The 15959-nt window shown below is 57.8% G+C and carries 12 protein-coding genes; 1 reads left to right on the top strand and 11 read right to left on the bottom strand.

Translation table 11 applies throughout. The features are described from left to right. Positions 1–95: 95 nt before the first annotated feature. The 3 genes from EKL30_RS04000 to imuA are packed head-to-tail and all read right to left on the bottom strand — an operon-like array spanning position 96 to position 5339. Positions 96–3254, bottom strand: a complete 3159-nt coding sequence (locus EKL30_RS04000) for an error-prone DNA polymerase (RefSeq protein ID WP_126705851.1) — start codon at positions 3252–3254, stop codon at positions 96–98. Then, positions 3251–4699: a DNA polymerase Y family protein gene (locus EKL30_RS03995; protein ID WP_126705850.1), complete on the bottom strand. Its 1449-nt coding sequence runs from the start codon at positions 4697–4699 to the stop codon at positions 3251–3253. The genes EKL30_RS04000 and EKL30_RS03995 overlap by 4 nt, the downstream gene beginning before the upstream one ends. Further along, complete coding sequence (gene imuA, locus EKL30_RS03990; RefSeq protein WP_126705849.1) at positions 4629–5339, bottom strand: translesion DNA synthesis-associated protein ImuA; 711 nt, start codon at positions 5337–5339, stop codon at positions 4629–4631. Before imuA ends, EKL30_RS03995 begins: the two co-directional genes overlap by 71 nt. Before the next feature lie 142 nt (positions 5340–5481). Here imuA and EKL30_RS03985 point away from each other — a divergent pair, with 142 nt between their 5' ends. Further along, on the top strand, positions 5482–7254 hold the full coding sequence (locus tag EKL30_RS03985; RefSeq protein WP_126705848.1) for a thiamine pyrophosphate-dependent enzyme: 1773 nt from the start codon (positions 5482–5484) through the stop codon (positions 7252–7254). A 117-nt stretch (positions 7255–7371) separates the two neighbouring features. On the opposite strand, the gene EKL30_RS03980 is transcribed toward EKL30_RS03985, so the two are convergent. The 8 genes from EKL30_RS03980 to EKL30_RS03945 all read right to left on the bottom strand — a co-directional run bounded on the left by EKL30_RS03980 (position 7372) and on the right by EKL30_RS03945 (position 15922). Further along, positions 7372–8514: an acyl-CoA dehydrogenase family protein gene (locus tag EKL30_RS03980; RefSeq protein ID WP_126705847.1), complete on the bottom strand. Its 1143-nt coding sequence runs from the start codon at positions 8512–8514 to the stop codon at positions 7372–7374. Further along, the gene (locus tag EKL30_RS03975; protein ID WP_126705846.1) at positions 8508–9272 is read right to left on the bottom strand and encodes an enoyl-CoA hydratase/isomerase family protein; all 765 of its coding nucleotides are present in this window, start codon (positions 9270–9272) and stop codon (positions 8508–8510) included. The genes EKL30_RS03980 and EKL30_RS03975 overlap by 7 nt, the downstream gene beginning before the upstream one ends. Beyond that, positions 9265–10848: an acyl CoA:acetate/3-ketoacid CoA transferase gene (locus tag EKL30_RS03970; protein ID WP_126705845.1), complete on the bottom strand. Its 1584-nt coding sequence runs from the start codon at positions 10846–10848 to the stop codon at positions 9265–9267. The genes EKL30_RS03975 and EKL30_RS03970 overlap by 8 nt, the downstream gene beginning before the upstream one ends. After that, on the bottom strand, positions 10845–11588 hold the full coding sequence (locus EKL30_RS03965) for an enoyl-CoA hydratase/isomerase family protein (RefSeq protein WP_126705844.1): 744 nt from the start codon (positions 11586–11588) through the stop codon (positions 10845–10847). The genes EKL30_RS03970 and EKL30_RS03965 overlap by 4 nt, the downstream gene beginning before the upstream one ends. Positions 11589–11609: 21 nt before the next feature. Further along, on the bottom strand, positions 11610–12941 hold the full coding sequence (locus EKL30_RS03960) for an FAD-dependent oxidoreductase (RefSeq protein WP_126705843.1): 1332 nt from the start codon (positions 12939–12941) through the stop codon (positions 11610–11612). Positions 12942–12976: 35 nt separating this feature from the next. Further along, complete coding sequence (locus tag EKL30_RS03955) at positions 12977–14290, bottom strand: TRAP transporter large permease subunit (RefSeq protein ID WP_126705842.1); 1314 nt, start codon at positions 14288–14290, stop codon at positions 12977–12979. After that, positions 14280–14765 carry a TRAP transporter small permease subunit gene (locus EKL30_RS03950; protein ID WP_126705841.1) on the bottom strand — a complete coding sequence of 162 codons (486 nt, stop codon included), beginning with the start codon at positions 14763–14765 and terminating at the stop codon, positions 14280–14282. Before EKL30_RS03950 ends, EKL30_RS03955 begins: the two co-directional genes overlap by 11 nt. A 128-nt stretch (positions 14766–14893) precedes the next feature. Next, positions 14894–15922: a TRAP transporter substrate-binding protein gene (locus EKL30_RS03945; RefSeq protein WP_126705840.1), complete on the bottom strand. Its 1029-nt coding sequence runs from the start codon at positions 15920–15922 to the stop codon at positions 14894–14896. Positions 15923–15959 lie beyond the last annotated feature (37 nt).

Below are 15959 nucleotides of genomic sequence, written 5' to 3'. Positions count from 1 at the left end.
GTAGTCGAATTGCTATGGAAGGACTAGTGCCCTAATTGTCTATATACCAGCATCGGCAGGTCAATGCAGCACAGCAGCGCAGAGCACCTTGGCCATCAATGAAAGTCTCGGCTTTCGGTAGTAAGGGCGCCTAAAAAGGATGTCAGGTCAACGAGGTGGCCGACGACAAGATGCTGTACGCCGCTGTGGGATTGCCACATGCCGTAGGCACCAAGTAATCGTGAAGTCAGTAGTTCCCGGCGCTGGCGTTCGACGATATCAGGCCGCAGGATAAGATTGATCTGACCCGCTTCGTCTTCCAGGGTTACGAACACCACACCTTTGGATGTTCCCGGACGCTGCCGTACGGTCACAATGCCGCAGGCGCGCACCAATCGGCGATCTGGTTGGTCACGCAATTGCGCTGAAGACAGGAATCGCATGCTTGCAAGTTTGGTCCGCAGCAAGGCAAGGGGGTGGCGCCCCAGACTCAGGCCCAGGGATTGATAATCGGCGACCAGAGTTTCCCCTTCGTTAAGTGCGGGTAAGTCGGGAGTGTCGCTTTCGTGGATATCGGCTTCTTTTAGCAGGCCGCGTTCGGGTGTGCTGACTACGGCTTCCCATAGGGCATGACGCCGATGGCCGACAAGAGCTTGCAAAGCATTGCCTGCCGCCAGCGCATTCATGTCATGGCGTGTCAGGTTAGCGCGCCTGGCCAGATCAGCTACAGAAGCAAATGGCCGTATGGAACGGGCTTCTTCTATGCGCCAGGCGCTTTCCTTTTGCATCCCTTTAAGCTGATTCAAGCCCAGGCGTACCGCCGGGCGCGACTGATCGGAGGACTCGAGCTGTGCTTCCCAATTGCTGAGCCTGACATCGACTGGCGTGACGACCACGCCGTGACGCCTGGCGTCTTGCACCAACACCGATGGGGAATAAAACCCCATGGGCTGACTATTAAGCAGGGCTGTCAGGAAGGCTTCGGGTTCGTGCCGCTTGAGCCAACAACTGGCATAGGACAACAGGGCAAAGCTGGCAGCATGGCTTTCCGGAAAACCATATTCCCCAAAGCCCTGGATCTGTTTGAATATCTGTTCGGCAAATTCGCGCTCGTAGCCGCGACTCGTCATGCCGTCAATGATCTTGTCGTAGAACTTTCCCAATCCGCCTTTTCGCCGCCAGGCAGCCATCGAGCGGCGCAATTGATCAGCTTCGCCTGCAGTGAAGCCTGCGGCCAACATGGCAATCTGCATGACTTGTTCTTGGAAAATGGGTACGCCCAGAGTCCGCTCTAACGCTTTACGTACTTCAGGGCTGGGGTAGGAAACCTCTTCAAGCTTTTGCCGGCGGCGCAGGTAAGGATGCACCATGCCGCCCTGAATGGGGCCGGGCCGCACGATGGCTACTTCAATAACCAAGTCATAGAACTGGCGAGGGCGCATGCGGGGCAGCATGGACATTTGCGCGCGCGATTCGATTTGGAAAGTGCCGATGGTATCGGCTTGGCAAATCATGTCGTAAGTGCTTTCGTCTTCGGCAGGGATGTCCTGCAGTTCGAAGGGTTCCTCGCGCTGTTGCGAGACATATTCGAGTGCCCGCCGTATGACGCTTAGCATGCCCAGGGCCAGGATGTCGACTTTTAATAATCCCAAGGCATCAAGATCGTCTTTGTCCCATTGCACGACGCTGCGATCGGCCATGGCCGCATTTTCGATGGGCACCAGGCGGCAAAGGGGCCCGCGCGAGATAACGAAGCCGCCCGGGTGTTGCGACAGGTGCCGGGGGAATCCCATTAATCGCTCGGCCAGGCTGATCCATTGTTGGGCGGCAGGAGAGTCAGGGTCAAGACCGCACTCGGCAAAACGTGCGATCAGATTGGCCCGCCCGTCCCAGTAGTGATAGGACTTGGCCACCGCTTCGACGATCATGGGGTCAATGCCCAATGCCTTACCGGTATCGCGCAGCGTGCTCTTGACCCGGTAAGTGATGACGACGGCTGTTAGGGCAGCGCGATCCCGGCCATACTTGTTATAGATGTACTGGATGACCTCTTCGCGTCGTTGATGTTCGAAATCTACGTCGATGTCGGGTGGCTCGTTGCGTTCTTTACTGATGAAGCGTTCGAAAAGGCTGTTGCCACGCGCAGGGTCGACTTCGGTGATTCCGAGGCAATAGCATACTGCACTGTTGGCAGCCGAGCCGCGACCTTGGCAGAGTATTCGGTGGCTGCGTGCGAACTTCACAATGTCGTACACAGTAAGAAAATACGGTTCGTACTTTAAGTCGGCGATCAGCTCGAGTTCATGCTCGATCTGCTCCTGGACAGTCAGGGGAATGCCTTCAGGGAAGCGCCGATGCGCGCCGATATAGGTTTCCTGACGCAGAAAAGCGGTGGGGTTCAAGCCCTGTGGGCAGATTTCATCAGGGTATTCGTACTTCAGTTCATCGAGGCTGAAGGGGCATTGTGTTGCGACTTCCAGGGTTTCTTCAAGTGTTTCACGAGGATAGAGATTGGCCAGCCGAAGCCGGCTACGCAAATGATGTTCGGCATTGGGCGCGCGTTCGAATCCGCATTCCTGTACGGAGGTGCGCAGGCGAATGGCGGCCAAGGTGTCGTGCAGCGGCTTGCGTGACCGAACGTGCATTTCGACCTGGCCCGTAGCAACCACCGGCAGGTTCACATAGCGTGCGGCGGCCAGCACAGCGGCTTTATGGCGGTCGTCCTGGGTGCGATGCAGCAGGGTCAGCGAGACCCAGCATCGGCCTGGAAACGTTGCTGCCGCCCATTCCGCTTGCGCCAGCAGGTGTTCGAACGACGCTCCGTATTCAGGCACAAGCAGCATGACGCATTCGGGTAGGCCTTGCAGATGCGTCACATGGGGGTCGCTGGGGCTGTCGAGGTCGCGAGGCGAAAGGCGATATTCCCCTTTGGGGGCACGGCGTCGCCCCAGAGTGATGAGTTCGCACAAATTGCCGTAACCGCGCCGCGTTTGAGCCAGGGCTACGAGCGATACGGCAGGCTTGCCATCGGCGTTACGCAAGGTGAAGCTGGAACCGATCAAGAGCGGCAATTTTTGGTTTTTGGCTTCAACATGTGCTCGCACGACGCCAGCTACAGAGCATTCGTCAGTGATGGCAATAGCGGCATAGCCCAATTCGGTGGCCCGGGCGATAAATTCTTCAGGGTGGGATGCCCCACGCAAGAAGCTATAGTTGGTCAGGCAATGAAGCTCGACATAAGGGGGTAGTTCGCCAACGCTATACATGTCTTTCATGCAAATAGACCATGCAAAAACCATCCGCTGTGGGTGCCGCGTTCCTGGTACAGCCAATAACGGCTGCCATCTTGTGCTTGTGCAACAAAATAGTCGCGCACAGCCAGACCGTTCCACCAACCATCTTCAATACGTTCGGGGCCTCGCACAATGCGTAGCGGCGACCCGTAGAAGGGCCGGTGGTTTTTTAGCGGTAAGGGAATTGGTGTGGCCAATAGCCAAAATGGCCGTTCGGCACCGTGTAGGCAGGGTATGGCCGCAGGCTTTTTGTCGATGGGCACCCAGCAATTGGCGACCTCAGGGCGATAGTCGGCAACCGGACTGGGATGCAGCACGTTTTCGCGTCCCAGGCGTGCCACCAATAGTTCAAGTACGCGTTCCCGATCCGAAGGGCTGCCACCCGGCTCGGGAAATAGATCTTTGGGCGCAGGCGCCATGGTTTCGGTGTCGGCTGCATGCAGGGCTACAGCAATGATCGGTGCAGCGAGTTCCAGATTATGCAAACGCTCTTTAAGCAGTCGCAGAAGGTGGCCGGGTTCCCAGGTGGGGGCGCCCAATGCCAGCTCCAGTTCGGTAGGCGGGCGGGCGTGGCGGCCGCGTTCGTGCTCGAGTGTTAACACGACACGGCTCACCGCCCGGCGGTGAGCGCTCAGCCAACCGCAAAGCTGTTCAATCAGACGGCGGGCTACAAATAGCACGGCCTCAGCATATTCCAGTCGTTCCATCAGTTCGATGCGTCCGGCGAATTCCGGCGGCGGAACGACCCATTCGAGAAGCTCTGGTGCTTGTCCATAGGCGGCATCCAGAGCCTGAAGTAGGGATTTGTGCGTGCGTCGTTGCAGACCTGCGCGAGGCAGTGCACGCAGGGAACCTAATGTGCTGCCGCCTATCCCTTTTAGCCAGTCGAGATAAGGCCGGGCTGCAGGCAGGGCTGCGCAGGGCAGGCGGTCTAGCTGCCGGGCCAGCTTTGAAAGGCGCAAAATTCGGCGCTTGCGGCTTGACTGGCAGGTGGCAAGCAACCAGGCACCTGTAGCCGTTGGAGCCATTGATATGCAGTTGGCGAATGCCAGGGCGTCGAGCGTTACCTGAACTTTTCGAAACAGAGGCCGGATTCCGCCAAACAGGCTCAGGCTGGCTGAGACGTCCAGCAATAACGTGTCGTCGTCAGCGAGCGCCACTTCAGGGGTGTATTGCAGCAGCGCTAGCGCGATGTCACTGACGGCGCGGGCGTCGGCATGAGCATCGTGCTGGGCAATGGTGGCGTGAGGGCATAAGGTGTTTACGCCACCGCTACGCATGCCCACCTGTACGCCAGCCCTTGCGGCGGCAGGCGAACATATCCTGACCTGGTCGCGATCGAGGATGACCGCTGCTTCAGTGCGCCAGTTCGGGCACAGCATGTCGAGACTTACGTGCGACAGATGCACGCCTATCCATAATTGCATGGTCAAACTCGGAAAAACGGGTTTCGGGATAAAGCTGCAGCTGGATAGGACCTTCGTGCGTGCCACCACGACGTTTCAGAATTGAAACGTTCAGCCCCAGGGGGGCGGGCTGTAGTGCCAGACGCAATGGTGCAGGCGAGGTTTGCTGAGCCGCAGCCAAGGGACGCATCAAGACAAATAAGGTGTTTCCCTCCTGGGCAGCCAGTTGCAGGCGGCGCAGTGACTGATTGCGTACGGCATCCTGCCACAGCAGCACGGCAGCAAATGCACCGCTGCGTAAGACCTGTTCCGCTGTCCATAAGGCGTCGGCAGTTCGTCCGGGCCGCGCCCAGAGCAGGCATGAAAGAAGGCCGCCCCAGCTGGACCATGCGGATGCCTGAGGCAAAAACGGGGGGTGTACGAATACCACCGGCCGCTCACCAAGGCGGAGCAGAGCGGGGCGCAGCAACTGGAGCTCGCCTATCCCCGGTTGTTGTATAAGGATGTCGATCAGGTTACCCAGGGGCCATCCGCCGCCGGGTAATTCGGCAGATACTGCGGCGTAACCTGTGTCGATATAGTGCCCCGGCGAACGGGAAAGCTGTGAAGCCCGCCAGAGCGCAGGATGAATGCGTTCTGGTTCGGAGGTGGTGGCGTGCATGGTGGAATCCCTCCAGTACGATACTGTATAAATAAACAGTATATAGCGTCCAGAAGAATTGCGGGATTCTGTGCAAAGGCACATAAGTTGCTGTGCCGTCAGCCGCCTTATGCCGCACTACCTATCTCAACGGAGCCAACGAATGCCTACGACAGCGGATATTCTTATTGAAACCTTGATTGATTGGGACGTGAAATTTGTCTTCGGGCTCCCCGGCGACGGTATCAATGGCTTTATGGAATCCCTGCGCACGCGACAGGATCAGATTCGTTTCATTCAGGTCCGTCATGAGCAGTCTGCCGCCTTTATGGCATGCGCCTATGCAAAATGGACCGGCAAACTTGGTGTGTGCCTTGCAACGTCTGGACCGGGGGGCACCAACCTGCTAACGGGTTTGTACGATGCCAAGCTGGATCAGGCGCCAGTGCTGGCGATTACAGGAATGCAATATCACGATCTGGCCGCAACCTTCACACAACAGGATATTGATCTGACGCGGGTATTTAACGATGTCGCTGTTTTTAATGCCCAAGTGACTGATGGCGCGCATATGGAAAACATGGCGGGCCTGGCTTGCCGATCAGCCTTATCCCGACGTGGCGTTGCGCATCTATCGGTGGCCAACGACGTGCAAGAGCAGAATATCGATCAGGCTGCCCGCTCGAAGCGCAATAAGCCCGGGCATCAACCTAATGAGTGGTTCGAAGGCCGTCGTCTTCCTGGCGATGCCGAGCTTGCCAAGGCCATCGAGATATTGAACGGAGCGTCCAAAGTCGCCATATTGGTCGGTCGTGGAGCACTGGCTGCACGCGCGGAGCTTGAACGTACGGCGGACCTACTGGCAGCACCTGTCGCTAAAGCCTTGCTTGGCAAGGCTGCGTTGCCAGACGATCATCCTTATTCTACGGGGGGAATAGGGATTCTTGGTACGCTGCCTTCACAAACAGCAATGGAACAATGTGATGCATTGCTGATCGTCGGCTCGTCATTTCCCTACATTGAATACTATCCCAAGCCAGGTCAGGCGCGCGGAGTGCAAATTGATCGCGATGGCCAACGCATCGGGTTGCGATACCCGATCGAGGCAGGTCTGGTGGGCGATGCTGCTGAAACCTTGCGTTTGCTAAACGAGCGCCTCATACGCAAACAGGATCGAAGCTTCCTGCAACAGGCGCAAGCTGGAATGGCGCGCTGGCGTAAATTGATGAATCTGTCCGAAACAAAAGACCAGACTCCGCTTAAGCCGCAGTTGATAACGAAGGCATTCGGACGCCGTTTTCCCGATAATGCGGTGCTGGTGACTGACTCGGGACAGAACACGGAATTGGGTGCGCGCCACATTGACATGCGCGACGGCCAGGCTTTTGGCGTTTCGGGAACTCTGGCGTCTATGGCTTGCGGCTTACCGTATGCCATTGCGGCCGGCATTGCTTTCCCAGGCAGGCCGATTTTTGCCATTGTCGGTGATGGCGGTCTGGCAATGCAATTAGGTGAATTTTCTACTGCCGTGCGCTACGGTATCGCGCTTAAGGTGCTGGTTATCAAAAATAGCATGCTCAATCAAATTGCGTGGGAACAAATGATGTTTTTGGGTAATCCTCAGTTCGGTTGCGAACTCCAGCCTATTGACTTTGCCATGGCTGCCGAGGCCATGGGGGGACACGGATTTACCGTCGAGCGTCCCGAAGATGTAGAGGCTGTGCTGGATAAAGCATTTGCCGTTAAGGGTCCAGTTATTATCGAGGCCGTCGTGGACCCTTACGAGCCCATGATGCCGCCAAAAATGCCAGCTGACTACCTGGCCCATTTTAAAGACGCCTTGCCCCAGACTCCGGGGCATGAGCGCATTCAGGCGAATGTAGAGCAAGAGCCGCTTCAAACGTTGATGGGTGGCCCCGGCACTGCGCCCATGTAAAGCCGCCGATAGAGTGTTGGGACCACCTCCTTGATTCCTGCCTGTCGCAAGGACCTTGCCCCAAGCACCATCGCACAACATGAGCTGGATATATCACTACTGATCATTGCGACCTATTTAATCGAGCAATTCTCGCGCAATCACCAAGCGCTGAATTTCGCTTGTCCCTTCGACGATCTCCAGAACCTTGGCCTCGCCCAATAGGCCCGACACCGGATACTCCTCGAACACGCCGTAGGCGCCATGGACCTGGATGGCCTTTAATGCAGCTTCGACGGCCAGCTCGCTGGCAAAAAGCTTGGTCATGCTGGTCTCGTTACGAAACGGGCGCCCCTCGTCGACCAAGGTGGCCGAATTACGAACCATGAGCTCCGCAGCGTGGATTTTGGTCAATATATCGGCAAGCGGAAAGGATAGTCCCTGATGCTCCAGGATCGACTTGCCAAAGACTTTGCGGTCGCGACCATAGGATTTCGCCAGGTCGATGGCGCGCCGAGCGAGCCCCAGGCCCGTTGCCCCGACCAGGATGCGCCCCACACTCAATACCGTGAGCACTTGCTTTAGCCCATCGCCACGTTGGCCGATGAGATTTTCTTTCGGGATGCGCACGTTATCGAAGTAGAGCTCAACGGAGTCGGCGAATCGCCAGCCAATCTTGTTTGCGCGCTTGCCGACCGAAAAGCCGGGCGTGCCCACCGGCACGATAAAGGATGACAGGCGCTTTGATCCGGCAGCCGGGTCGGTGACGGCGACGACGGTGGAAAAGCCGTGCAGCGGCGTGCCGGCGTTAGTCGAGAACATCTTCTGGCCGTTGATGACGTAGTGATCTCCCTCTAAGACCGCAGTGGTTTTCACGCTTGCGACGTCCGAGCCGCCTTGGGGCTCGGTGACACCGAAGGAGGCGATCATCTTGCCTTCGTTGATGGCTTGCAGCCATTCGCGCTTTTGGGCGTCGTTGCCGTAGCGGGCGACCAAGGAGGCGGGGGCGCTATTGCATAGGAAGATCGCCGCGAAGGAGGGCTCCACGCGGGCAAGCAGCTCAGCCACGAGTGCTGCGCCACAGGTGCCCAGGCCGCCACCGGCGTACTCAGGGTCGTAGGACGTACCCATAAAACCCAGCTCACCAAAGGCTTTGACAAGCTTGGTCGGAAATTCATGCTTGGATAGGTGCTCGGGCATCGCGGGGGCGAGTTGCTCTTGGGCAAAGCGGCGCACCGCATCCGTGAGCATTCTCTCGTCATCATTGAAGTCAATCAGCATGTTGGTGTCCAGTATTTAGTCAAGGTGTTTGCGGCATCCGGATGGGTACAGTTTTCGACGAAGAAGTGGTTCGCCTCATAGTCCATCACTTCGGCGCGCGGCATCATCTGGTTGGCAAAAAAGCGTTTGGTGCTGGCCACGGCAGCGCGCGGCAGGGCAGCGAGTCGCGTAGCAATGTCCAGTGCTTTATCCAGCACCTGCCCATCGGGTGCCGTGTAATCGGCGGCGCCCATCCCCAGCATGTCTTGGCCGCTCAGTTCGTCCAGGCAAAAGCAAAGGTTACGGGCGCGCACTCGTCCGACCCGCTCAATTAAGGCATTTAGCCCCCAGGGAGTGAGCCATCCGTGCGGTACCTCGGGCAGGCTCCAGCGTGATTTTTCGCCGGCAACGACCACGTCGCAGGAGATGGCCAGGATAAAGCCGCCCCCAATCGCAAAGCCTTCCACCGCGGCGACCACCGGTTTCTTTACGAACGCAAAGAGGCGCGCCATGTCGCCTGTTTCTTGTTCGAATCGCGCCATATCTTCCATGCTCAGCTGACTGATGAACTTTAAGTCGCTGCCTGAGCAAAAGCCGTTGTTTTCGCCCTGCAAGACGATAGCGCCCACCGATGGATCGCGATCCAGCCGTAGCAGTTGCGCCTTGAGCTCATCGATGAGCGCCTGGTCCATGGCGTTGCGGCGAAAGCCGCGCTGGATGGTGAGCACCGTCACGGCGCCGTAAGCCTTGACCCCTACTACCTCTTGCGTCTCAGGCATGAACGCTCTCCTCGACAAACAGCGCCCGATCCATGGTGACCAGGGGTTCCGCTATGCCGACAAGCGGGAAGTCCATCAAGTCGAGCAGCTCGCGTTGCAAGTCAATGCCGGGGGCGATTTCTTCCAAAAAGAGACCTTCGGGTGTCACGGAAAACACCGCGCGCTCGGTAATGAGCAGTGCCTTTTGGCCCTTTGCCACGCCGTCCCGCAGGCGGTAGGTGACGTGGTCCGCTTGCTTGACGAACTTACGTGATTTGCCCTCTCGCTCAATCGTTAAGCCCGCCTCGTCGCTATAAGAAACCTTTAAGCCGCCGGTGGTGAATGTGCCGGTAAAGACGAGTCGCTCGGCGTTTTGGGCGATGTCAATAAAGCCTCCCGCCCCCGGGTTCGCCTTGCCAAAGCGACTGACGTTCACGGTGCCGTGCGCGTCAAACTGCGCAAAGGCCAGGGCGGCGAATTTGCAGAGGCCCCCGTCAATGAGGTCAAACTGGGTAACGCCGTCCATATTGGCGCGCGGGTTAAGGTTGCCCGAGAACTGCCAGCCGTTCATGACGATGCCGCCAAAGGAGCCGTGTTCGGTCGTGAACCAATAGTCGTCGATGTTTGACTCGGTGATTAGGCCATCTTCGACCATGACCAGCGGTACATCCGAGGACGCACCAAAGCCAAAAATCGTCAGCTCATGCTGCTTGACTTCGCGCGCCGCTCGCCTGGCGATGATCTTCGCCGGTGTTTGGGGAAGCTTCTTTAAGGAGCTAAGCGGCGCGTTCTGGTTGCCCAGGTAGGCGGGGTCGGTTTGGATGCCCGTGACCATCATCTGCTCAGGGTCGACCACGATGTGATCCACGAGGGCCGCGGGGATACGCGAGGCGCTGGCCAGACGCGTACCGCGTGCGACGATGCGTTTGACCTGCGCAATGACTTTGCCTCCGCACGCCTTCACCGCCAGTGCCAGGGCAATGTTGGACGACAGAAGCGGATCCTCTTCGAATGACAGATTGCCAAGGTCGTCTGAGGCGGTCGCACGAATGATGGCGGTGTCGAGCTTCCAGGTGGGATAAAAGAGCAATTGCTCGCCCTCAAACTCTACTTTTCGAACCAATTCTTCGGTGGCAAGCGTCGTCAGGCGACCGCCCGTCTCATCGGGATCGATATAGGTGCCTAGACCCACTCGGGTAAAGTAGCCCGGGCTCTTGCGCGCCACTTCGCGCAGCCATTGCATGCTCGCGCCTATGGGCCAACTGTAGGCTTCGATCCGGTTTTCCTGGATGAGGGTCATCAGGGCGGGGCGAGCGCCCGTCTTCGGGTGGGTCGGGTTGATGTACGAACCTGAGACGATGCGCTTCATGAGACCTTCAGCGGCGACATGATCCATACCGGGAATGTCTACCGCGTCGCCCGTGCCGCAGGGAAAGTAAAACGTTAAATTGCGTGGGCTTTGTGTGTCGTCAAAACGTTGACGCAAGGCGCCCAGTACGGTGTCAGGGGTGATCCAACCGATGACGCCAACGCTGGCCACGACATCACCATCCTGAATGTGAGCGACCGCCTCGGCCGCAGTACAAATTTTGTTCATGCCTTTGCTCCAAAGCGAGCCAGCGTCGCCTTAGCGCGATCATGCTTGCAGTTATCGATGAAAGTACGGTTGGCGCTCGCGTCAAGCGCTTCGCTTGTGCCGGCAACGAAGGGTGCGAAGAACTGCTTGGTGGATGCCACCGCGGGTTGTGGCATGTCGGCGATGAGGCGGGCGATCCTTGTTGCTTCTTCCAGTGATTTACCTTCGTCGATCACGTAGTCGGCCAGACCAAGGCGAAACACATCGTTGCCACTTAGGATCTCATGCCCGAAGGTAAGCCGCTTGGCCGCGACCGGGCCCACGCGCGACAAGAGCGCTTGCAAGCCCCAGGGTGGTAACCATCCGTTGGGCACTTCGGCCAGGTTCCAGCGCGCTGTAGCACTGGTGACGATCAGGTCGCACGAGCAAGCGAGAATGAAGCCTCCGCCAATGGCATACCCCTCCACGGCGGCGATGACCGGGGTGTCCAGAAAGTTGATCTTGCGCGCAACGGCTGCGGTGATGGCCTCGTGCTCTGCCATCTCTGCCAGGTTCATCGTGCCCAGCTCCTTGAGGTCGCTACCGGCGCAAAAGCTAGGCTGCGCACCTGTCAGCACGATGGCGCCAACGGACGCATTGCGATCCAATTCGGCAAATCGGTGTTCGAGCTCTTCGACCATGGCGCTCGCAAGCGCGTTACGCCGGTTGGCGCGGTCCAGGGTCACTATCGCCACGTTGCCATTGTTTTCGACTTTAATCATTCTTTAGGTCTCCTCTTAAGTTCAGTCAAGTTGCGCACCGTCGCGGTTTACCGCTTCGCGCACGGCAATCGGATCAATCTGCCTGGGCTGCACGTTTTCGTGTACCGCAAGGGCTGCAGCGTGGCCGATCGCGTGGCCGTAGGAAAAGCACTGCGCCGTCACCCGGGCCGAGGCCATGGCTTCGGCTTCGGCCGACAGGCATCGGCCGGCCACCAGGAGCGATTCCCCTGTGGACGGCACGAAACATTCGTACGGGATCTCGTAGTAGTCGTTAAACAGCCACTCGAGTTTCGGTACGGCGCCGGCGTGCTGCTCGATGGGCCACGCGGAACGCGCGATCCCGGAGCGAAACTTGGTGCCCGCAACGACGTCGCTGTTGGCAAGGGTTGCCACACCCATGGCTTGGCGACTTTGGCGAATGCCCACTTGCACGCCGGTATCGTTGACATAGGCGTTTTCGCACCCGACGAGGTAGTCGCGGAAAAAACGCTCATACTCGCGCACCTGCTTGCGCCCCTGAACTTCCGCGTCGGTGAGGTCAGCGGCATTTAAGGGGTCCAAGTCGCGGCCGTCTTCGCCCAAGATGCGCGTGCAGTTACACAGCAACTCATTGGGTCGTGTCGTTGGGAATAGAAAGATTTTTTCGCGTGGCAAAGCATATTTGCCGGAGGCCTTGGCCTCCTGGATCATCTCAACAACCGGACCCAGGAGCACGCTGTTGTCACCGTACGTGGCCAGAAACCGTTTCACGTCTACGCCACTGATGCGAAAGATCATGGTTGGGTTCTGGATCACACCGTTTAGACTGCGATAGGTCTGCAGGCCGGCCATCGCGGTCACGTCTGCATCGCCACTGGCGTCAATCGTAATCTTTGCGGTGACGCGCAATTTCCCTTGTTTGTTGTAGGCGACGACCCCTGCCACGCGCTCGCCGCCATCCATCAGCACGTCGCTGACAACGGTGTGATAAAGCACCTGCACGCCGCTTTCGGCCAGAAGGTCATCCCCCACCTCACGCCACACCATGGGATCGTGGACCAAGGTATAGGTCTTGCCATAGAGGGTTGGACCAGATAGGCCTCCTCTAGCCTGCATGCGCTGGACGAACTCCTCGGCAAAGCCGTACACCAGGCGCGCCGGTGCCGCCTTGGGGTCTTCGCGGGCCTCAAAGAGGCCGCAAATCGTACCCGATAATCCCGCGACTGCGCCCCCGCCCGCAAAACCATAGCGCTCAAGCAGGATGACCTTTAGGTTTTGACGCGCCGCTGTGACGGCGGCGGCCACCCCTGCGGCGCCTCCGCCAATCACCAGCACGTCCGCGTCCAGCGCAAACCCTTGACGTTTATCTATCATTTCTTTCTCCAATCTTTAAGATACCGAGGCTCGCGTTAGCGCATAAAGCTCGGTAACCACATCGCAATCTGCGGGAAGAACATCACCAGCGTCAATGCGATGATCTGCAGCCCGATAAAGGGGGCTACGCCTTTAAAGATGTCGCCAAGCGACACATCGGGCGGCGCCACGGCTTTGAGGTAAAACGCGGCCGGGGCAAAGGGTGGGGCGAGGTAGGAAATCTGCATGTTCATGCAAAACAGGATCCCGAACCAAATCGGATCAAAGCCCAATGCCTTGATAACCGGCACAAAGATGGGCATCGTGAGCAGCACGATTCCGATCCAGTCGATGAAGCAGCCCAGGATCATGAGGATCAACATCATTAGCGCAATGGTCGCCAAGGGTGGAATGGGCAAGCCCGTGATTAAGTCCTGCAAGAAGGCGGTACCGCCTGCCAACGTGTAGACCGACACCAGGGCGGAGGCGCCAAAGAAAATCCACGTGAGCATGGCGACGGTACTGCCCGTACGCTTGAGCGAGTCCCAGATGGTATCCAAGCTCAATTTACGGTTGACACCCGCCACAATCAGCGAGCCCAACACGCCGATAGCTGCAGTTTCGGTGGGAGTTGCAATGCCGCTGTAAAGCGAGCCCAGCACCATCAATATCAAGGCTACCGGTAAGATCAGCACGCGACCGAGTGCAATCTTTTCCATAATCGGCATCTCAAGCTCTTCAGGCGGCGCTAAGGGTCCCATGGATGGATTCAAGTAGCAGCGTATGAGCACATAGGCCAGATAGAGGCCAACGAGCAGGAACCCGGGCAGTACGGCTGCGACGAACAGGGTTCCAATGGACGTTTGGGACACCAGGCCGTAGACGATCAGCACGATACTGGGGGGTAGCATGGTGCCAAGCGACCCACCGGCACAAATGACACCGACCGACATTTGCTTGTTATAGCCACGCGCCAGCATGGTGGGCAGGCATACCATGCCCAGGACGACGATCTCTGCGCCGATCACGCCGACCATGGCGGCCAGAACCGTTGCGGCCAGTAAGCAACCGACGGCTAACCCACCACGCAGGCGTCCGGACCAAATATGCAAGGCATAAAAGAGTCGTTCGACGACGCCCGCCTTCTCCAGGATGCAACCCATCATGACGAACAGCGGCACCGAAATCAGTGCGTAGTTGTTCATCAAGGTGAAGATCCGGCTGGGGATGAAATACAGTGTTTCCGGTCCGAAAAGCCAAAGCGTCAGGATGACGGCCGTCATCCCGGTCGCGAAGGCGAGGGGCATGCCGGTGAAAAGAAGCAACAGCAGGATGCCTACGGTTGCGAGACTAACGATTTCACTGCTCATTACAAATACCCTTTACAGAATCGATGAGGGAAACGACGCTTTGTAGGACCATTAGTGCGGCACCAACGGGAATCGCGATCTTCATGTAGGTGGGGGCGAGGGAATTCCATCCGCCACCGGAGCGTTCTCCCATTTCAATGGCGGGCAGCGCTTGTTCGAAGCCGTAATAAACGATGATCGATAGGTAAACGATGGCCATCAGATGCGCCATGACGTCCATCCAGCGGCGCGCATGTGGCGGCAGCATGTTGTAGATGACGTCGATGCGCACATGGGTATTGTTCTTGATGGCATGGGCGCCGGAGATCACGTAGTGGATTCCGACCACCATGATGACGAATTCGAGTGCCCACATGGTGGGCGTATGCCAGATATAACGGACGGCGACGTCGTAGATCATGACAACGAAGACCACGAAGTAGATGGCGCTTGCGTAGTCGCCGATCTTTTGGTTCAGGTTGCTGATGAATCGCATGTTTGCTTGTTCCAGAGTGCGCGAGTTCCCGCGCTTAGGCTCAGTAAAGAGCGAGCGTGGCTTATCGAGTGAATGCGTGGAGTCGCGGCGGCTAACGTGAAGCCACCGCTATGTGTCAGCAGGCCAGGTCAGTCAATGAGACCCTTGCTGCGAAGGAATGCGACCTGCCCTTCGACGGCGCGGCGCGAGAGGTCATTTTGCTCGCCATATTTGTGCCAGACCTTAATGGCGGCGGTACGGAACTTTTTGCGATCTTCTTGACTCCAGTCAACAATCTGCACGCCGCGCGCGGCAAGCTTTTGGGCGACGGCGCCATCGGCTTCTTGGAGCACCTTGGCCAGATCCGCACCAAACTCCTTGACTGACTGCTCAAGTATTTTTTGCGTCTCGGCGTCTAGCTTGTTCCACACTTTCAACGGAATCGATACGTCGCCCGTAGGGGTGGAGTGAATGCCCGGGTAGATCACGTACTTGGCAATGTCGTGAAAACCCAGCTCATCGTTCATGCTGAGCGTGCCCCAGTCGGTCGATTCGATGGTCCCGCTATCGAGTGCGCTAAAGACTTCGGAGCCAGGTAGATTGATGGGAACCGCTTTAAAGCTTGCAAAGAGGTCTGAGGACATGCCCTGCGGAAGACGAATTTTTAAGCCGGCCAGTTGTTCGGGGGACGCCACTTTTCGTGTCGTGGGCAAAGCTTCTGCGCCCCACCATACGGCACCTATGGGATACAGGCCATAGGGCTTGTACGCTTCGCGCAACAGTTCCAGCCCACCGTGCTCATAAAAATACTCATGGGCAAGTTTTGGATCATCGTACGCAGCGCTCAAGTCGCCCAGTACGGCAAACGCGGGATTCTTTCCGCTCCAGTAAACGGTGGCAGGATGCTGGCCATTGAGGATGCCACGGGCTACGGCATCGAATGTTTCGTTTGGACCGACAACAGCGCCAGTTGGCAAGGCTGTGACCTTGATCTTCCCATTGGTCTTCGTCGCGACGTCTTTAGCCCAGCGCTCGAAGGCTAGCTGCGTGACCGTTCCAGACTGCCACAGGCTCTGGACACGCCAGGTCTGGGGTTTATCGGCGGCGGCGTGTGTGGGTAGCGCTGCAGCCAGTGCGACGGCCAGTGCCGCATAAGTGTGACGTGAAAATAACTTCATCTAAGCCTCTCCTCGGGGAAATCAATACTGCTTGTCT

The sequence above is a fragment of the Candidimonas sp. SYP-B2681 genome, assembly GCF_003971065.1.
Classification (GTDB): domain Bacteria; phylum Pseudomonadota; class Gammaproteobacteria; order Burkholderiales; family Burkholderiaceae_B; genus Pollutimonas.
This window is presented reverse-complemented; position numbering and strand designations above follow the sequence as displayed.